Raw genomic sequence first — 19,526 nt, forward strand, 5'->3', positions numbered from 1 at the left:
GGTGATGTTATGAAGAAATGTTTAGGTTGTGGAAGTAGTTTACAACAAGAAAATAAAACTAAAATTGGTTATGTACAAAATACTGAACACGCTTATTGTTTAAGATGTTTTAAGATTAAAAATTATAATGAATTAGTTTCAAATGAAATTGATTCAGATCAGTTTATTGAAAAAATTAAAAACTTAGTTGAAACTGAAAAAGATTTAATTTTTTATTATGTATTAGATGTATTTGATATTGAAGGTTCTAGAATTAAAAATATAGAAGAAATTATCAAAGATCATAAAGTTAAATTAGTTGTAAATAAAATAGATCTATTACCAAAATCTGTTAAATTATCAAAAATTAAAAATTACATTTCAGATCTATTTAAAGATTCAAGTTTAAGTGATCTTGATATTTTATTAGTATCAGCAAAAACAATGAATTTAAGTCAAGTCTTATTTGATGAAGTTAAAAACAATAATCAATACAAACAATATTTTATTGGTGCAAGTAATGTTGGAAAATCTAGTTTAATTAATAAAATGTTAGAAATGAATAATTTAGTTCCAAGTATTGTTGTTTCAAATTATTTCAATACAACTTTAGATTTTATTTCTATTAAACTAGATCAGAACACTGTTATTTATGATAGTGCTGGAGTAAGCAGAAAAAACAGTATTGCTCATTTAATGAATAAAAGATTTTGAAAATACTGTTATTTTAAAAAAGAATTAAAACAATTTACATATAGATTAAATACTAATAATTCAATATTTTTTGCAGGTGTAGCTTGATTTGATTATCAATCAGAATCAAAAACTGATTTTCATATTTATGTTAATAAAAACATTAACCTTCACAGAACAAGTTCAAATAATGTAGAAAGATATTGAAATAAAAATAGAAAAACACTTACTCCTTATATTTCAAGTCAAAAAGTTTATTCTTATAAATTTGATTTTACAAAAAATGATATTAATAAAGAATTTGATATTTCTATTTCTGGATTAGGGTGAATTAACTTTGTTGTAAAACAAGCAATGTCTATTACAATAAACATTCCAGGAGATGAAAAATCTACTTTAGTGACTTTAAGAAAACCATTAATATAAGTGCTTATTTAGTATAAAATAATATAGGTAAAGGAAGAAAATATGTCAAAAGATATTAGTCAATGAACAATGCAACAAGTTGTTGATGAGATAAATAAATTAGCAAAAATTAAAAAAGAACGTAGCTTAACTGAACAAGAATCTCAAACTCGTGAATTACTAAAACAAAGATATTTAGAATTATTTAGACAAAATTTTAAACAACAGTTATCTAATATTAAAGTTGTTGACGAAAATAACAATGATATAACTTCTGAAAAAATTAAAAAATTAAGAGAGGCAAAAAAATGATAAATAAAGGTAATGATAATTTAAATGCTTTACGTATGCTTGGAGTTCAAGCGATTAATAAAGCAAAATCTGGACACCCAGGAATTGTTTTAGGTGCTGCTGGTATTGTTTATGTTTTATTCAACAAAATTATGAACTTTAACCCAAAAAATCCAAAATGATTTAATAGAGATAGATTCATTTTATCTGCTGGTCATGGTAGTGGTTTATTATATTCTGCTTTACATTTATCAGGATATGATTTATCAATTGAAGATTTAAAACAATTCAGACAATGAGAAAGTAAAACTCCAGGTCACCCCGAATCAACTTTAACAAGCGGAGTTGAAGTTACTACTGGACCATTAGGACAAGGTATGAGTATGGGTATAGGTATGGGGCTTGCTGAATCACACCTAGCTTCAGTTTACAACAAACCAAATTATGATTTAATTAATCATTACACTTATATTTTATGTGGTGATGGAGATTTACAAGAAGGTGTTTCATATGAAACAATTTCATTAGCAGGTAAAAACAAATTAAATAAAATCATTTTAATTCATGACTCAAACGATATTCAATTAGATTCATCAGTTGAAGAAGTTAATACTGAAGATATGAAAAAACGTTTTGAAGCAGCAGGATGAAATACTTTAAAAGTTGAAGATGGTGAAGATTTACAAGCAATCGAAAACGCTATTTTACAAGCACAAAAATCTGACAAACCAACTTATATTGAAGTTAAAACAATTATCGGTTTAGGAGCAACAAAACAAGGAACTCATTCAGTTCACGGATCACCTTTAGGAGATGATATTGAAGCAGTTAAAAAAGCATTCGATTGAAATTATGGTGACTTTGAAATCCCTAGTTCAGTTTACGAACACTGACAAATTAATGCTGAAAAAGGAAAACAAAAAGAAGATGAATGAAATAAAATGTTTGATTCATATAAAAAAGAATATGCAAATGAAGCTCAAACACTTGAAAATGCAATTAATAAAAAAATCACATTCGATTTTGCTTCATTATTAAATAACATTCCAACATCAGATGAAGCAACTCGTGTAAGTTCGGGAAATATTTTTGATCAAATTGCAAAAGAAGAAAAAATGATCATTGGTGGAAGTGCTGACTTAGCTTCATCAACAAGAATTAAAGGTGCTGATGGAGTGTTTAGTCACACTAACAAAACTGGAAGAAATATTATGTATGGTGTAAGAGAGTTTGGAATGGGAGCAATTAACAACGGTATTGCAGCTCACGGCGGATTATTACCTGTAGCAAGTGGATTCTTTGTATTTTCAGATTACATGAAACCAGCAATGAGATTAGCTTCAATTATGAACTTACAACAATTATATGTATTTACTCATGACTCAATTGCAGTTGGAGAAGATGGCCCTACTCATGAACCTATTGAACAATTAGCAATGTTACGTTCAATTCCAAATCACGTAGTTATTAGACCTGCAGATTACGCTGAAACAGTAGCTGCTTATAAAATTGCATTAACTGATTTAGATAAAACACCTACTTCAATTGTTTTAACAAGACAAAACTTAAGACAAATTTCTTACTGCAAATCAACTGATAAAACATGCGACATATTTAAAAAAGTAAGTCACGGAGCATATATTATAAGCGATAATAAAGATGCAAAAATTACTTTAATTGCCTCAGGTAGTGAAGTTGCACTAGCATTAGATGTGCAAAAAGAATTAGAAAAACATAATATAGCAAGTAAAGTTGTATCAATGCCTTCAACTAACTTATTTGATAAACAATCAAAAGAATATAAAGATTCTGTAATTGATAAAAATACAATTAGAATCGCTATTGAAATGGCTAGTTCAATGCCATGACACAAATATGTTGGTGATAATGGAATGATTTTTGGAATCGATAGATTTGGAGAATCAGCACCAGCAAATACTGTGATTTCAAAATTTGGATTCAATAAAGAAAACATCACTGAATCAATTTTAAAAAATTTAAAATAGTTTAATTATAGAAAGGAAAATAAAATGTTATTAGCAAATGTAACTTATTCAACAGGTTCTTTTGCAGGTATTATAGTAGCTGCAGTTCTACTTTCTCTTGTAGGGGGTTTAATAATAGGGTTTATTATAACTAGAACATTAGTTAAAAAACAATTAAAAAACAATCCTCCTATATCAGAAAAACAAATTAGAGCAATGTATATGAGCATGGGTAGAAAACCATCAGAATCTGATATTAGAAAAACAATGAATGCTATGAAAAAAGCAAAATAATACAACAAGCACGAAACCGGGACAAAATTATTAGACTAAATAGTTATGTTTATTATACACACCTCATAGTTCTTGAGGTGTTTTTCATTTGAATTTTTTTAATATTCTTTCATTGTTATATCACTCAATGAAATTTTTAATACATTCTTTTAGTTCACTAAAAGTCATTTCTTTTACTTTCTTTTCAAAGTTATAAAACATTTCTGATTTTAAAATTGAAAAGAAATATTCAGCTTCTCTATTGTCTAGAGAGTTACCTATTCTTGACATTGACACCACTCCACCTCGTTGCTTTATATACTCAAGATATTCATTCGATGAATATGTTACACCATGGTCTGTGTGAATAATAAAGTTTTTAGGAAATTTTGTTTTTCTAATGTGAGTCATAATTAAATTAGTGTCATTATATATGGATAAATTATAACTAACAATTTTCTTTGTTTTGTGATGAATTACGATAGATAAATAAACATGTCTTCCTTCTACATCTATTGGAGCAGGAATGTAACTAACATCACTTGCATAAATATCGTTTTGTAGTCCATTATAATCTCTATTAGCAATATTTGGATAATACACGTTAGTATTTTTTGATTCACGCTTTTTCTTGCACGTTGTTCTTACGTGACAGAAAAGACCTAATTTATTCATTGCTCTTCCTAGTGTTCTAGGGTTAATAATAATGCCATATGTCTTGAAAATATATGCTGATAGCCTTTCTCTACCATATCTTCCGTTTTGTTTTGCAAAAGCTTCTCTAATTATTTCTGCGTGTTCTATAACAGCTTCTTTCTTATCTTTTGATTGTTTCTTGATTTTGTAGTAAAAAGTTGATTTAGGTATTCCAAGAATTTTCATTATTTCCTTGTTAGAAATATTTTCTCCAAATTTTTTCTTAATTTTTTCTATCAGTTCATCTAGATTGTCAACCTTATTTTTCTTTAAAATATCTTCTTTAAAAAGGTCTGTTATTAACCATTCTAAAACTTCGCGATCAATCTCTTTAATCACTTCGTTTCTTTGTTTATCATATTCTTCTTTGTTCTTTCTAGGTCTACCTGATCCTTTACCTTTTTTAGGTGCTTTTCCTGTTTGTGATTCTTTTAGTTCCATACCTAAATTATAATCTTTATATTTTCTAGATAAATATCAGAAGGCTTCTTCTGAAAGTAAATAATTTTCAGAATTTCTAATTTTGCTATAAATATAACAAAATTCTTTTTTAGTAATATTTTGAGATAAATATTCTTTGTAGTGCTTAAATACTTCTAACCACTCACTTACACTTAGTTGCTTTCCTCTTTTCATAAATACTCCTTTTTTGAAAAAAAATAGACCCCCTAGGGGGTCTATCCCTTAGGGAGTCTAATAACTTTGTCCTACTCTCCACAACTTTATGTTGTGCTTTTATTATTAAAAAATAGGTATGTAATTAGAATGAAACATCATTCACTTTTTGGTTCAACAACCGCTATATGGAGAGCATAGTAATAAGTAAGAAGATATATTAATAAAAAATCATTTTTATGAGAAATGGGTGAAAATAAAATGAAACTTAAAAATCTTTTAACTAAAAAGATATTAATATCATCAGGTTCAGTTTTATTTACTGCAGTTGGTTCTACAACAATTGGAGTAACAGTTAGTAAAGTAACAAACAATAAGAAAGATATTGCTAATTTAGAACTTAGAAACAATGTTGGTTATCTAAATATAAAAGATAATAATGAAATTATTCAAAGATTTATCAATAATAACAGAGATAATTTAGATAATTTAACTGTAGATAATTTTAACGTTTTAAATGAAGATAGTAATTCAATACTGGTTAAAGTTGATGATAATAACAAAGACTATAAAGGTGAATTAAAAGTTCTTTTTAATATTAGAACTAAACTTAGTGATATGAACCTTAATACAGAACTAGGTAGTTTTAATGAATTAAATCAACAAGAAATTATCCAAACATTTATTCAAAAAAATAGTGATAAACTACAAGGAGTAACTGTAGATAATTTTGATTTGATTAATTCAACAAATAACTCACTAACAATAGAAGTGAAAAATGTTTTCAATTTACAAGGTCAAATCACAATTAACTTTACAATTAGAACAAAAATTAATGAAATGGATCTTAATCTAAATGCAGGTTTTTTCCTAATTAAAAATGATGAAGAAATAATTAACTCATTTATTAAAAAGAATGCTAATAAACTTACAGTTTTAAACAAAGATAATTTTGAAATCATTAGTTCAAATGATGATTCGCTAACAGTTAAAATAAAAAATAGCGATAAATTCCAAGGTCAAATCACAATTAACTTTAATATAGATAAGAATGTAAAAAATATTAATGAAGAATTAAAAACTGCATTAGGAATTGATAAAGATAGTGATAATGACATTTTAAATAAATTTATAGAAATAAATAAAGATGTATTAAAAGGTTTAACTATAAATGATTTAAAAGTTGTTAATAAATCTTCAACTTCTGACGATATAAAATCAGCAACAATTAAAAGTGATCTAACTGATTTTAAATTAGAAACAGAAATAACATACTGAATAAGAAAAGATATTAATACTATTAAAGATTTAAATACTGAACTATATGGATATGATGCAAATCCTTCAAATTGATATCTAGCGTGATTCTTTTTCGAACGTAATAAAGAAAAAATATCACCACTACATGAAGGTAATTTCAGAGTTATAAAACGAAATCAAAGAACTATAACCATTAGTGTTATCAATTCTGATCATTATACTGGAGAGATAAAAGCTAATCTTAATGATAGAATAGATATTGGTTCTAAAAATTTAACTACAATTTTCACAACGCAAACAATTACTAAAGATACAAAGTTTAATATAGATATTTTTAAAGAAGCAAATTATTAAAAATTAGAATTATTTTCATTAACAAAACTTGATATCGTAGAGCAAGAATTTAAAGGTTCTGAAATTCATGTGACTATAGAAGTAAAAGAATCGAAATATTATAAAGGTAAAATTAAAGTTATCTATAAAGAAGGTAAAAATATTTTAGATGAAGATGGGTTTAAAAAAGTCAATAGAAATATCGATCTTAAAGACAAAAAACCTTTCAAAGAAAATATAGTAGAATCGTTTTATGAACTAAACAAGAGAACTTTAAATGACTTAAAAATATCTAAAGAAAATATTAGAGTTGAATATATACTTTATGGTGGTTCTTATGCAAATGTTATCTTAGATGGTGATATAGATTATTACGGTAATTTTAGTGTATATTACAAATTTAATAGAATTGATATAAACACTTTAAAAATTAAAAGTTTAAGACTAAATAAAAATAAAGAAGTTACAAAAGAAAATATACAAGAGAGATTTGAAGAACAATACTCTAATTTGTTCTTTAAATATAATGATGAATTCTTTGGATATTACCGAGGTTATGCATCAGGTTTTGAAAAAAAGATGTTATAGTTAAATCTTTTAATGAAGATTCTGCAGAAGTTGAAATAAAATATCAAAATTGATTTAAAGGAACATTAAAATTAAGATTAGACAAAGTAACAGATATTTCTGATTTAAATTTAAATTTAGATTTTATTACAGATTCTAAAAAGTTTTTTGATCAGGAATATTCTAATCTTAGATGAGTTGATAAAATTATTGCAGAAAATAAAGAAAAATTTAATGGAATAAACCTAAATAACGCAGAATGAAGTTATTTAACTTCATCTGATGGTAGTTCAAAAATAACAGTAGAAAGCAAAGAACTAATAGGTACAATTTTTATAACAAAACCACATAAACAATAAGTATAAAAAAGAAATCTAAATTAGATTTCTTTTTTCTTATTCTTCTAAATTAACTTTTTGAATTGCTTCAATTGCTGAATTGAAAGAGCTTGATGCTTTTACAAGTCTTCCTGCAATAGCAATAGAACTTGCTGCAAATAATTCTAAATTAACTTTAGCAACAAATGAAGCAAACGATCTTAATTGACTTACTTTATCTGTAGTTTCAGCTGCAGTTTCAAGTGCAACTCCTACTGAAGGAAGTTTTGTATATCTTTTGAAAATTTGGTTAAGAACTCCTCCACCTGTAAGAGAAGCGGCCATTCCACTTAGGAAGTCTCTTGATAATGTTACTTAGAATTGAGCATTTGCCATTTCTCTTAAGATTTGTCTTTTGTAATTTTTAAAATCATTAATTTCAGAAGTATCTTTATCAACTAAGTTTTCAACTTTGTTAATAGTATTTGTAAAGTTTACAGCACTTACTGTTGCAAAAGTTCCTAAACCAGCCGATAGAATACCAACAAGTCCACTGATAAAATTTATCAATTGGAGTTGTTACAACTCATGTTGTAGCTAAAAAAGTGCTTCTAAAGCGGCAATTCCAAATTCTAAAGTTGAAGCGATAATTAAAGCTGTTTTTGGATCATAAATATTACTTAATTGTTCTGTAATTACATCTTTAATTTGTTCAACTGCTTTTACAGTTGGTGAAGATTTAACATTACCTAAAACAACATTACCATCAGCAATAGTTCTAAATACTCCTTTATTAGTTAAAGGCTGGAATGCAAATTCTAGATAAAAAAATCACCTAAAGGTGATTCTGTAACTATTTATTTTTAACTTTTCTTGGAAAAGTATCAGGTTCAGTTCTGTTTTTTAATCTTTTCATATTCGGAAAATGTCTTCAAGCTAAAATTAATCCTGAAATTAAAATTACGATATTTGCTTCTAACATTCCACTTGCTCAAGAATTATTTAATCAATAATGAAATGAGTTAAATAATGAAAATAAAATATATTTATCTCAAGCTAATTTAAAGTATTCTAATCCATTTCATTGTCATATAAAGATATTTAATCCACTAAATCAAGGCATTCACATAACTATTAATATAGCTAAAGTAGATAAAATTGAAGCAACACTTACTTTTCTTGAAATAGCTGCAAATATAAATCAAACTATTAAAAATATAATTAAATATAAAATATTTACAACAAGTAATAATCCTAAAAAACAACTTACAGCTTTTCCACCTTTGAATTTGTAGTAAACAGGATAGCAATGACCAATTAAAGCAAAAATACAAGGGATAAAATAACTAGTTTGACTAAATAAATTATGATTTATCATTGATAATAAAATTGCAACAATAGCAGTTAAAACTACTTTTGATCCATCTAAAAAAGTTACTAATAATCCTCATCTTTTTCCTAAAACTCTAACTGTATTTGTAGCCCCTGGGTTTTTAGATCCAACTGTTCTAATATCAATATTTGCAACTTTTTTAACTATAATAATTGATCAAGATATTGAACCTATAAAATAACCAATTATACTAGCGATAATTATTCCTAAATAATGCATAGATTTTCCCTTTCATTAAACTTAATAAAATTATAAAATAAATTATAGCAATAAAAAATATAGAGGATAAAAAATGAATAATTTATATGATTGTATCCAAATAGATTCTTTAATATGTGAAGTGTATCAAAATGAACTTGATATGCTTTGTTCATATTATCCACAAGTAAAGCAAGTTAGACAATATAATGATATTCAAATAGCAGAAAACATATTAGATGACTTAAAAAAATACATATTCACTTTTCCTTATGAAGAATATGAAGAAATTTCATTATGCTTTAAAGCTGCAGCTCTAAAATTTGGAATTTTAATAGGATTAAAAAGAGATTTAGCTAAATTTAGTGAAGAATTTGGAGAAATAAAAACAGATAAAAATTTAACTGAACTTATATCTCACAAGTTTTTATCATTTTTACTTATTAGATTAGAAGATATCGTTTTAGAATGTAAAAAATTACTAAAAGAATTTAAGTTTTCATTTGCAAGAAGAGGTTTTAACAATAAGATCGTAAGAGCTATGAATGGTTTTTTAGATGCAGTTATTCTAAGAGACAAAATAGATTTTTTAAATAAAATAGAAGAATTAATAGATTATGCAGGTGACATATCAGATCAAGAAGTAGAAAAGTTTAATAATATGGGTATTAATATATTAGATTTTCTTGATGAATGACTAATGTTAAATACTACTTTTCATGCAATAAGAAGTGTTATGGATACTTTTGCAAGAAGATTTATTTAAAAATAACGTAGGTAAAAAATATGAAAAAAGATTATAAACAAATGAATTTAGAACAACTAAATTTAGAAAAAAAACAATTAAATGATCAACTTGTTCAACTTAATCAAAAACTAAAACAAGTTAATAAACAAATTAAAGGTAAATTATGATTATGATGATTTGTTCCTATTATTGGAATGTTTATTTATTTTAGTTTTTATCACAATAGACTTAGTCAAGAAAAATATTCTAATCAATTAGTCAAAATTAAAGTAGAAATAGCAAATATTGAATTACAAATAATTTATTTAGACAAAATAATTGATGATAAATTAAATAATTAAAACAAAATTGTAAAAAACAAAATATATAGTTCTAAAGTTGTAAAATAAAAATATGTCTGATTAGCGCAATTGGCAGAGCAACTGACTCTTAATCAGTGGGTTGTGGGTTCAACTCCCACATCAGGCACCATTTTTTATAGGACAACAAAAGACTTATAAAAAAGTCTTTTTATTTTTATTAATCAAAATATCATGAGGTGAGAATATGAATAAAGTTTGTTTATTTGCTGATTCTAAATATCTAACTAAACATTTCTTAGATAAGTTTAATAAAAATGAATTAATTATTTTTACATATAATCAAAATAATGATAATTTTGATTATATTTGTTCAAATCACCAATTAAACTTATTTAAAAATGATGGTTATCAGATTGTTGAAATAGATGATAAAAAAGATTTTAAATCACTAGTTGATCAATTTAATGTAACTGAAATTTATTCTTTAAAAAGTTTTTCAAAATTAGATAAATTAGTTGAAGTTTTTCCTAATACTATAATAGAAGATGATCTTGATTTAATAGCTAAATCAAAAGAATTCTTAATTAATGCTAATAGTGTCGAATTTAAAAAACTTACAGGATTTAATTATACTTTTTCAGGAATTGTTACATTATGTAATCAACTAGGAAGAACAATCAATTTTCCAACAGCAAATATTTTAACTAATCCAACACTTAAAATAAAAAGTGGAGTTTATTTAGTTAAATGTATAATTGATGATCATATTGTTAAATACGGTATGGGAGATAATTGAATTAATAGAAATAATTTAATGGTGTTCGAAGCTAATATTTTTGATTTTGATAAAGACATTTATTCTAAAAAAATAACTTTTGAAATATTAAAATATATTAGAGAAAACAAAAAGATTAATAGCTTAGATGAACTTGTAGAATTATTAGAAAATGATAGATCTACTTGCTTAAAGCTATTGGAGGATAATTATGAATAAACCACTTTTAGGAAGTCACGTTAAAATGACAAAAGCTGGTAAATATCTAATCGGAAGTGTTGAAGAAGCTTTATCATATAATGCTAATACTTTTATGATTTTTACTGGACCACCACAAAACAGCAATAGAGTTGATACTAATTTATTAAATATTGATCAAATGCATAATTTATTGAGAAAAAATAATATTAATTCAAAATATTTGGTTGTTCATGGTGCTTATATTATTAATATTGCAAATAGTGTTAATGATAAAACATGAAATTTTGGTGTTGAAATGCTTATAAAAGAAGTTCAACGTTGTGAACAAATTGGAATTGATATTTTAGTTTTACATCCAGGATCTTATACAACAGGAAGTTATCAAAACTCTTTAAGACAAATTGTAAGAGCTTTAGATATGGTAAGCGATCATCAAATGAATGTTAAAATCGCATTAGAAACAATGTCAGGTAAAGGTACTGAAGTTTGTTATAAATTTGATGATTTTAAATACATATTTGAAAATGTTAAAAATCCAGACAAAATCGGAATATGTCTAGATACATGTCATATGAATGATGCTGGATATGATATTAAAAAATGAGATGAAGTAAAAAAAGAACTAACTAAACATATGAGTTTAGATAAAGTTTTATGTATACATTTAAATGATTCAAAAAATGCTTTATCATCACATAAAGACAGACATGAAAATATTGGATATGGTTATATTGGATTTGACGCTTTATGCAACGTTGTTTGAGATGAAGATTTTAAAAATGTTCCAAAAATTTTAGAAACTCCATATGTAGATGACAAGTTCGCTCCATATAAAATTGAAATTGAAGATTTAGTTAATAAAAAATTTACAGATAGACTATAAAATATAATTAAATTAAAATTTATATAGTTAATAAAAAATGAGGTGTAGATATGAAAAAAATGTTAGGTATGTTAAGTGCTATTGGTTTATTAACAACTACTAGTATTGCTACTATAAGTTGTAATCCAGTAAATCAAGTAACTATTAGTAAATATGAAGGTTTAACTTCAATTAAAAACGAAAGAATTTGACGTTCTTCTCAACCTTTTGTAAGTTTAGAAGAATTAAAAGTTATTGTTTCTTCAAGTAATAGTGAAAATGTTGATCAGGATAATAATAAAAAAGAATATGCAATATCAAGATTAAAAGCTTTAGCTGCAGATAATTTTACGCAAAATAAGTTTGAATGTTGAAATGATCTTCAAGATGTTAAATTAAATTTTTACAAACAAGTTCCAGTTTCAATTGTTAATCCATTAGGATATTCAAAAATTACAGAAGATGATTTTAAAGAAGGTTCAGATGTAGATCTTAGATTTATAAAATTTGAATTTGAAAAAACAAAAGAAAAAGATAAACAAGTAAGTGCAAAATTAGATCTAAGAACTTTACCAAAATTTACAACTGAACAAATTAAAAAATTTAAAGAAGGTTCTAATTTAAAACTTCACAATGTAGAAACTGATTCATCATTACGAAAATGACTTGATAAAAGTATTGTTAATATCTTTGATAGACACACACCATCAATAGTTGGTTTTTTATGAAGCAAAGGTGTAAATAAAGTTGATGATATTAAAGATTTAGAAAAAGAAATCAAAGAATCATCAAAATTTAACAACTTATTAAAATCAATTGCATCATACTTATCTGATGTAGTTAAATTAGTAAATTCTGAATCAGGAATAATTAAATTTGATATTGAGAAAAAAGAATTTTCATACAGACCTAGAAGAGATCACATTTTAAAATTCTTACAAACAAATCAAAAAAATAAAGTTTTTGAAATCTTAAAACAAATGTTATTTAAAGAAAAAAATCAAATTAACTATATTGATATTTTAGATGGTTTTGTTTTTGATGATAACTCTGATAAATCTGAAAATAATAAAAAAGAAATATTAACTACAATTAAAACTAAAGATTAAAGAAATAATGGATAGGAAAATTAAATATGACATCAAAAATTAGTGCTACTGCAAAAAGAAAAATATTAATTCAAGCATTTTATAAATATCAATTATTAGATGCTAATTTAAACTATATTAAACAAGATATTTTAGATGATGCTCAAGATATCAAAGACCAAGAAGTTTATAATGAAATAGAAAAAATAGCAACTAACACTGATGATATTATTGAATCAATTAAACCTCATTTATCAACAAAATGAAAATGAGAAAGAATCCCATCAGTTATTAGATCTATATTAATTGTTGGAGTTTATGAAATAAAATATACAGATACTCCAAAAGCTGTAACAATTAATGAAATGGTTGAATATACAAAATCTTATGTACCTGATTTTGACTTTAAATTTGTTAATGCCATTTTAGATAAAATAGAAGAAAAATAATATGCAAAAAGTTTTAACAGTCCAAGAGTTAAATCAAAACTTAAAAAACTATTTAGAAAACATTGATTATTTTAAATTAATATATGTTAAAGGTGAAATTAGCAATTTAACATTAAATAAATCAGGTCATGTATATTTCTCAATAAAAGATGAAAATGCAACTATAAGTTGTATGATATGAAAAAATAATGCACATAAACTTACACAACTAAATCCTAAAGAGGGTATGCAAATAACTTGTGCAGGAAGAATCACGTATTATGTAGTTGGTGGAAAAGTAAATTTTGAAGTTAGAGATGTTCAAATTGAAGGAATTGGTGAACTTCAAAAAATATATGAAGAAAGATTTGTAAAACTAAAACAAGCCGGTTGATTCGATCAAAGTATTAAAAAAAGACTTCCAAATATTGTTCAGAATGTTGGAATAATTACTGCTGATTCTGGAGCTGCAATCCACGATTTAGTAACAACAATTCATAGAAGAATGCCTTCAACAAACATATTTTTATTCCCTGCTCAAGTTCAAGGAAATCAATCAGCTCATGATGTTGCTGAAAAGATAAAACAAGCAAATAGTTTTGCGACAAAACTTGATGTATTAATTGTTGGACGTGGTGGTGGAAGTTATGAAGATCTTTGATCATTTAATGAAATGGAATTACTTCAAGCAATTAAAGACAGTGATATTCCAATTGTTAGTGCTGTAGGTCATGAACCTGATGTAACGTTAGCTGATTATGTAGCCGATGTACGTGCTGCAACTCCAACTGCTGCTGGTGAATTAGTAAGTAGAGATATTCAAGAGTTAAAAAAACAATTGAAATATCATTTAGATAAACTACGTTTACAAATTGAAAATAGGTATGAATTAGAATCAAAAGATTTATTACATTTAAAATCTCAACAAAATAAAGCAGTAGAATTTGCTATTTCAAGTAAAGAGATTTTAATAGAACAACTAGAATATAGTATTCCAGAAAGTATAAAAACTAAAATAAATAATTCATATAAAGATGTTTCTAAAATTAAAGAACTACTACTACAAAATATCCAAATAGCTTTTAATAATCAAAATATTAAAATAATTGAATCTACTAATGTGTTGAAAAATAAAAGTGTTTATAAATTAGAACAATATAAAAATAATTTTAATTTTATGACTTCAAACTTTAAATCATTAATTTCACAAAAAATGAAAATTGAAGAATTAAGATTTGAATCAATGGCTAATAAGTTGAACTTACTAAATCCTAAAAAACCTTTAGAAAATGGATATGGTATAGTTACAAATGAAAACGGAATCAAAATAACTTCATATAAGGACGTTAAAACAAATGAGAAAATAAAAGTTTTCTTAATAGATGGTAAATTAGTAGCAAATTTAGAAGAGGTGATCGCAAATGAATAACGAACAAAAATCATATGACGAATTAATGCAAGAAATCCAAGAAGATACAAAGAAAATAAGTAGCAATGATATTTCTTTAGAAGAAGCAATGAAAATTTTTGAAGAAAGCATTCAAAAGATTAAAATAGCTAAAGAAAAATTAACTGAGTACAAAGGAAAAATAACAAAAGTATTAAACGATGGTGAATTAGAAGAATTTAACCAATAAACCAAAATCCCTCACAACTTTTATGTGAGGGATTTTTATAAAAACAACTCTATTTTCATAATTTTAATCAACAATAATTTTATTTTTTTGTATATAAAGTTCTAGTTCATAAAAATATTTGATGGTAATATCACTTTTAACTTTCTTTAATAATTTAGTTTGTTTTAACCAAATTTTAAAAATGTTAAAAAGACTCACACCATCTCTTTTTTTAACTCTATATGCAATTTTAAATAAGTTAGATTTTACTTTAACTTTAAAATCAATATTAGGAATCTTTAATTTATTTAATAGTGCTGCTTCAATAATATAATTTGCAGCAGGATCAAAAGAAATTTCTTTATTTATCTCATCACTAATTATTGGCCATAATAAGTCATCTATCTTTTGTCCAAATTCTTTATTTGAAAATATTTTTTCTCTTAGATATTTTCTATCAATATTATTGTCATTATCTAAAATGTTTTCATCTATCTTTTTCAATTTATTTTTAACTTCTTCTTGCTCTAAACATTTCTTAGCCACAATATCAGCATTAATTATTTTAAAGTTTGGGTGAAAGTTAGTAAATTTACTAGAAATTGTAGTTTTTCCTGAACCTATTTTTCCAAATATACCTATTATCATGAACTACCTCCATACATTTTTCATTGTTTTTCAGCAGAAATCTCAGTCACAGTAATTATCAGATTATTATTTTTTTCAACTACAAAGTATATATTTGTATTCGAAGCTGATATGTAAACGTGCCTGCTGTCTTGAAAACTTTTTGTAGAATTTCTAATATGATTTAAACATATTTCTTTTACTTCATAATCTTTTTTATCTTTAAGTTTCAAGCGTTCTTTTGCTCTTTGTAATCCATGGTAACTAAAAGAAAAATTATGTCTATAATAGTAACTCATAAAATTCACCCTCTACATACTATTATAATTAATAATACGTAGAATTATAATAACGGTGTTGCTAATTCTTGTAAGTCTGATATAGTTTTTCTAAGTATTCTTGTAAATTTATTTCTTGATATATCTAATGTTTCACAAATTCTTGTTTTACTTACTTCATTTGCATACATGTAAAAGATTTCTCTTGCTAAAGGTTCTTCTGTTGTTTGAAAATATTTTTCAACGAGATCTTCTCAACCCATTGTAGATTCAGAATAACTCATTTCTTTAACATTATCTTCTTTTAAATCTTTCTTTCCTGTTTTATAAACGACGTTATTAAGAACTTTATGTTTGTTATTTATATATTTAACACAAGCATCAGTGCATTTTCACGTTACAGCATCAATCACTGACGAAACAAACTTCTTCTTAATATTTTTTGATTGATATTTCTTTAATAAATCATCAAAAGCCATCCAGGCATAACTTTGCATATCTTGAAATTCTAAAGGAACCTTATAAAATTTTGACAACGCTTTTTTAATAGCAAAGTTTATCGGTGGTTCTAGTATTTGAAAAAGTTCTATCTTTTCAGATTCTGTCAGATACCTGAAATCTTTTTTCAAAAAGTAATCTATTCTTTTCATATAATTTTCTCCTTATTTCTATTCATTAATGTATTAGGAAAAAAATTGAAAAATTGTTCTTTTTGATAAAAAAAGATGAAATTTATTCATCTTTTTTACTCTTATTTGATTTTTTATTTTTAAGTTTCATTATAAATAATTGCAACTTATTTGGTTCTTTAATTTCTATTTCTTCAGTGTCATATAATGAAAGATCTATTTCGTATGATTCACCACTCATGATTGCCATAACTGCTTTTTGATGTTCTATATTAGCTTTTATAATTCTTTCTTTATCTAGTTTTGGATTAACAACTAATAATATAACAGCAACAATTAAAGTAAATATTGTTATAGAAAGACAAACTGCAGATAAAATTGTTGCTATATTAATTTTTGAACCATAATTTTTTGTAACTAATGTTCAAAAGCCATTAAAATGATTTTTAAATTGTTCTTTATTATTTTGAATTAGATCAAGTAAATCTCTTTTTCAACTAGCTTCAATATTTTTTGATGAAATAAAATTAAATAATGTTCCAAGCATCATCCCAAACATAACTACAAATAGAATTACAGGCATTAATTTCATTCTATATTTTTCTCTATTATTTTGATTTGATTTGAATGTGTAAGAACAAATTAACACAGCAGGAAGAATATGTAGAAGTGCTAATGAAATCCCTTGTACACCTATAAGTTTTAACCCACCTAAAGGAATTTTTTTTAAAATTTGAGCTCTATTGCTATCCATAAAATGTGTTCAAGCATTTGCTTTTAATTTTTCTACATATTCATTTGAACTTATATCTAAAACGTTTAATGATAAAAACAGTAAAGTTGAAATTGCTAATATAGTAGAAATAATAGAAAGAATAGATAAAATTATTTTAAATATCGGCATAAACTTAGGTCTTGAATTATATGGATAAAACCTAGGATCTTGTATAGGAAGAACTGGAAGCTCTTTATTTTTTAAATTTTCAAACATGTTTTGATTAAATTGTTTAAAAATTTCATTCATATCTTGTTGTTGAACTGTTTGATTGTTTTGATCAACTTCAACATTTTCTTGTTCATTTTGAGTTTTAATATTTTCTTGTTGTTTTGGTTTATCTTCTTGTTGAAGTTTTTGATCTCATTTACTAATAATTTCTTCACTTAAAACAGATAAAGTTTGAATTTCACTAGAAGTTATTTTTTCAGTTTGATCAACTAATTTAGTTTTAGCTACTTTAAAGTCTTTGATTATTGATTTAATAATTGTATCAATATCAGAAAACATTTCTTCTTCGGTTTTATTATCAAATGTTTCAAATCTTTGCTTTTCTTTTTGATTAGTTATTAAAATAAATGCTTTAGCGAATTGTTTAGCAAAAGTTTCTCCATCAATATTTTGATCATAATTAGCTTCTAGAGTGAAAATATTATTTATTAATGTTAAAAATTTATTTTTAAATTGATTATCTTTATAAATAAAATATCTTAACTTTTCAGTTTTTAATATATTTCTAGCTAAATATATAGTTTGTAAATATAATTCTTGCATTTTATCCTCCCATATTCTTTATAAGTTCATATTCTACAATAATGTTTTTATCCATTTCAGATGAAATAATACCTTTAAATATTTTATAGACTATTTTAATTTTATCATTTAGTTGTTTAATATTATATTTATTATTCATTGCTAGTTTTACACGATAAGGATGAGAATTTAACATTGATGATATTTCTTGTTGAGATAAAAATTGTTGTTTTAAAATTAATACATCTCTATAAAAAGTTAAATTAGTTTCTAACAAGCTAATTAAAGCGATAATATCATCATTAATTGAAACATAATCTCGGTAAAGTTTTATAAATTTAGAAATATCATTACTTATAAAAGCATCAACTAACATAAATACATCATCTTGATGATATTTAGCAAAAACATTTTTTATAATATCTAAATTGATTTGAGAAGTTAAACTAGCTAATTTATTTAATTCATTAGTAATAGTTTGTAGATCATTTGGTAAATAATTATAAATTTCATTTGCTAGTTTATTATCAATTTTTTTATTTTTAGAATTTAGATATTTAATAATATAATCAATAGTTTGATTTTGATCATAAGGTTTTAAATAAATCACATTACAATGTTGTTCAATAAATTTAGCTATTTTTAATTTTTTAGAAAACTTATTAGAATTCATTGCAAAAATAACTATATTATTTGGATTTTTATTTTTAATCATTTCAGTTAGTTTAGTTAGTGAAAAGTTTTTATTAAAACTAGTTTTACTTTCATTTACAAAATAAGCTTCAGTAATTACTATAATTGTTTGATCACTAAAAAAACTAAAATTAGTTACATTATCATAAATATCATTAAAATCATCTTCAGTTAAAGAAAAAGTCTTTATTTCACAATTATCTTTATTTTGATTCTTTTTTATAATTTCATCAATTTTTTGATTCATTAAAAAGAAGTCTTCAGAATAAACAAAATACATATCTATCACTCTATTCATTTATATATTTTACAATTTTAATTGCTATAATAATCAAATAATTAATATTTATTTAGATAATAAAGTAATAAGTGATTAAAATATATTATTTTTATATTTAACTTTATTTTAAAATTTGTTATACTTGTATATGTATTTCAAAAATCTATAATTTTATAAAAGGAGTTGAAAAAGAAATGGCAAACATTAAATCTCAGAAAAAACGTGTTTTAACTAACGAAAAATCAAGATTAGCTAACAGAGCTTTTAAATCAGAAATCAAAACTGCTATTAAAAAAGCTTTAGCTGCTAAAAAAGCTGATGACGCTAATAAAGAGCAATTAGTTAAAGCTGCTGTTAGTCTAGTTGATAAAGGTCTTAAAAAAGGAATCTTTAAAGAAAACAAGGCTGCTAGAGAAAAATCACGCTTAATGAGCGCTTAATATTTTTCAATTCATTAGATAAATAA

General features: G+C 24.5%; 24 protein-coding genes and 1 tRNA gene. 16 read left to right on the top strand and 9 right to left on the bottom strand.

The genetic code is table 4. The features are described from left to right. Window positions 1-9 precede the first annotated feature (9 nt). From yqeH to MYE_RS01195, 4 genes are read left to right on the top strand one after another with little or no spacing between them, the layout of a single operon-like run. Window positions 10-1,098: a ribosome biogenesis GTPase YqeH gene (gene yqeH / locus MYE_RS01180; protein ID WP_042733198.1), complete on the top strand. Its 1,089-nt coding sequence runs from the start codon at window positions 10-12 to the stop codon at window positions 1,096-1,098. A 42-nt stretch (window positions 1,099-1,140) separates the two neighbouring features. Continuing rightward, window positions 1,141-1,392 carry a DUF896 domain-containing protein gene (locus MYE_RS01185; RefSeq protein ID WP_004427708.1) on the top strand — a complete coding sequence of 84 codons (252 nt, stop codon included), beginning with the start codon at window positions 1,141-1,143 and terminating at the stop codon, window positions 1,390-1,392. Beyond that, complete coding sequence (gene tkt, locus MYE_RS01190; protein WP_042733199.1) at window positions 1,386-3,374, top strand: transketolase; 1,989 nt, start codon at window positions 1,386-1,388, stop codon at window positions 3,372-3,374. Before MYE_RS01185 ends, tkt begins: the two co-directional genes overlap by 7 nt. A 27-nt stretch (window positions 3,375-3,401) precedes the next feature. Next, entirely contained in the window at window positions 3,402-3,647 is a 246-nt protein-coding gene (locus MYE_RS01195; protein WP_330216772.1) for a YneF family protein, read from the top strand. Between the two features lie 30 nt (window positions 3,648-3,677). Here the strand turns inward: MYE_RS01195 and MYE_RS01200 are convergent, their stop codons facing one another. Then, on the bottom strand, window positions 3,678-4,958 hold the full coding sequence (locus MYE_RS01200; RefSeq protein WP_042733154.1) for an IS3 family transposase: 1,281 nt from the start codon (window positions 4,956-4,958) through the stop codon (window positions 3,678-3,680). 240 nt (window positions 4,959-5,198) lie between these two features. On the opposite strand from MYE_RS01200, the gene MYE_RS01205 reads away from it, so the two are divergent. Then, window positions 5,199-6,551, top strand: coding sequence for a head-tail connector protein (locus MYE_RS01205; protein ID WP_144402410.1), 1,353 nt, complete (start codon window positions 5,199-5,201; stop codon window positions 6,549-6,551). Window positions 6,552-6,620: 69 nt separating this feature from the next. Further along, window positions 6,621-7,118 (top strand): hypothetical protein, encoded by a 498-nt coding sequence (locus MYE_RS01210; RefSeq protein ID WP_042733202.1) that lies wholly within the window; start codon window positions 6,621-6,623, stop codon window positions 7,116-7,118. Window positions 7,119-7,492: 374 nt separating this feature from the next. Here MYE_RS01210 and MYE_RS01215 read toward each other — a convergent pair whose 3' ends face one another. The 3 genes from MYE_RS01215 to plsY form a co-directional block, all read right to left on the bottom strand. Beyond that, window positions 7,493-7,759, bottom strand: a complete 267-nt coding sequence (locus MYE_RS01215; protein ID WP_042733203.1) for a hypothetical protein — start codon at window positions 7,757-7,759, stop codon at window positions 7,493-7,495. Between the two features lie 30 nt (window positions 7,760-7,789). Beyond that, the gene (locus MYE_RS01220; RefSeq protein ID WP_042733204.1) at window positions 7,790-7,984 is read right to left on the bottom strand and encodes a hypothetical protein; all 195 of its coding nucleotides are present in this window, start codon (window positions 7,982-7,984) and stop codon (window positions 7,790-7,792) included. 283 nt (window positions 7,985-8,267) lie between these two features. After that, complete coding sequence (gene plsY, locus MYE_RS01225; RefSeq protein WP_042733205.1) at window positions 8,268-9,026, bottom strand: glycerol-3-phosphate 1-O-acyltransferase PlsY; 759 nt, start codon at window positions 9,024-9,026, stop codon at window positions 8,268-8,270. A gap of 73 nt (window positions 9,027-9,099) precedes the next feature. On the opposite strand from plsY, the gene MYE_RS01230 reads away from it, so the two are divergent. The 9 genes from MYE_RS01230 (at window position 9,100) to xseB (ending at window position 15,046) form a co-directional block, all read left to right on the top strand. Then, on the top strand, window positions 9,100-9,771 hold the full coding sequence (locus MYE_RS01230; RefSeq protein WP_042733206.1) for a hypothetical protein: 672 nt from the start codon (window positions 9,100-9,102) through the stop codon (window positions 9,769-9,771). A 20-nt stretch (window positions 9,772-9,791) separates the two neighbouring features. Continuing rightward, window positions 9,792-10,094 carry a membrane protein gene (locus MYE_RS01235; protein WP_042733207.1) on the top strand — a complete coding sequence of 101 codons (303 nt, stop codon included), beginning with the start codon at window positions 9,792-9,794 and terminating at the stop codon, window positions 10,092-10,094. A gap of 54 nt (window positions 10,095-10,148) precedes the next feature. Further along, window positions 10,149-10,224, top strand: a tRNA-Lys gene (locus MYE_RS01240). Between the two features lie 75 nt (window positions 10,225-10,299). Beyond that, the gene (locus MYE_RS01245; RefSeq protein ID WP_042733208.1) at window positions 10,300-11,049 is read left to right on the top strand and encodes a riboflavin kinase; all 750 of its coding nucleotides are present in this window, start codon (window positions 10,300-10,302) and stop codon (window positions 11,047-11,049) included. Beyond that, complete coding sequence (locus MYE_RS01250) at window positions 11,042-11,914, top strand: deoxyribonuclease IV (RefSeq protein WP_042733209.1); 873 nt, start codon at window positions 11,042-11,044, stop codon at window positions 11,912-11,914. The genes MYE_RS01245 and MYE_RS01250 overlap by 8 nt, the downstream gene beginning before the upstream one ends. 50 nt (window positions 11,915-11,964) lie before the next feature. Beyond that, on the top strand, window positions 11,965-13,002 hold the full coding sequence (locus MYE_RS01255) for a hypothetical protein (RefSeq protein WP_042733210.1): 1,038 nt from the start codon (window positions 11,965-11,967) through the stop codon (window positions 13,000-13,002). A 26-nt stretch (window positions 13,003-13,028) separates the two neighbouring features. Further along, complete coding sequence (gene nusB, locus MYE_RS01260) at window positions 13,029-13,430, top strand: transcription antitermination factor NusB (protein WP_042733211.1); 402 nt, start codon at window positions 13,029-13,031, stop codon at window positions 13,428-13,430. A gap of 1 nt (window position 13,431) precedes the next feature. Continuing rightward, the gene (gene xseA, locus MYE_RS01265; protein ID WP_042733212.1) at window positions 13,432-14,838 is read left to right on the top strand and encodes an exodeoxyribonuclease VII large subunit; all 1,407 of its coding nucleotides are present in this window, start codon (window positions 13,432-13,434) and stop codon (window positions 14,836-14,838) included. Beyond that, a complete protein-coding gene (gene xseB / locus MYE_RS01270; protein ID WP_004427571.1) occupies window positions 14,831-15,046 on the top strand; it encodes an exodeoxyribonuclease VII small subunit in 216 nt (71 codons plus the stop codon). Before xseA ends, xseB begins: the two co-directional genes overlap by 8 nt. Before the next feature lie 63 nt (window positions 15,047-15,109). Here xseB and coaE read toward each other — a convergent pair whose 3' ends face one another. The 5 genes from coaE to holA all read right to left on the bottom strand — a co-directional run bounded on the left by coaE (window position 15,110) and on the right by holA (window position 19,060). After that, window positions 15,110-15,673, bottom strand: a complete 564-nt coding sequence (gene coaE / locus MYE_RS01275) for a dephospho-CoA kinase (RefSeq protein WP_042733213.1) — start codon at window positions 15,671-15,673, stop codon at window positions 15,110-15,112. Continuing rightward, the gene (locus tag MYE_RS01280) at window positions 15,667-15,951 is read right to left on the bottom strand and encodes a hypothetical protein (protein WP_004427569.1); all 285 of its coding nucleotides are present in this window, start codon (window positions 15,949-15,951) and stop codon (window positions 15,667-15,669) included. Before MYE_RS01280 ends, coaE begins: the two co-directional genes overlap by 7 nt. Before the next feature lie 44 nt (window positions 15,952-15,995). After that, complete coding sequence (locus tag MYE_RS01285) at window positions 15,996-16,580, bottom strand: hypothetical protein (RefSeq protein ID WP_042733214.1); 585 nt, start codon at window positions 16,578-16,580, stop codon at window positions 15,996-15,998. Between the two features lie 82 nt (window positions 16,581-16,662). Continuing rightward, window positions 16,663-18,108, bottom strand: a complete 1,446-nt coding sequence (locus tag MYE_RS01290) for a hypothetical protein (protein ID WP_042733215.1) — start codon at window positions 18,106-18,108, stop codon at window positions 16,663-16,665. A gap of 1 nt (window position 18,109) precedes the next feature. Then, entirely contained in the window at window positions 18,110-19,060 is a 951-nt protein-coding gene (holA, locus tag MYE_RS01295) for a DNA polymerase III subunit delta (protein ID WP_042733216.1), read from the bottom strand. A gap of 194 nt (window positions 19,061-19,254) precedes the next feature. Here holA and rpsT point away from each other — a divergent pair, with 194 nt between their 5' ends. Continuing rightward, entirely contained in the window at window positions 19,255-19,500 is a 246-nt protein-coding gene (gene rpsT / locus MYE_RS01300; RefSeq protein ID WP_042733217.1) for a 30S ribosomal protein S20, read from the top strand. Window positions 19,501-19,526: the final 26 nt, after the last annotated feature.

The sequence above is a fragment of the Mycoplasma yeatsii GM274B genome (genome assembly GCF_000875755.1).
GTDB classification, from domain to species: domain Bacteria; phylum Bacillota_I; class Bacilli_A; order Mycoplasmatales; family Mycoplasmataceae; genus Mycoplasma; species Mycoplasma yeatsii.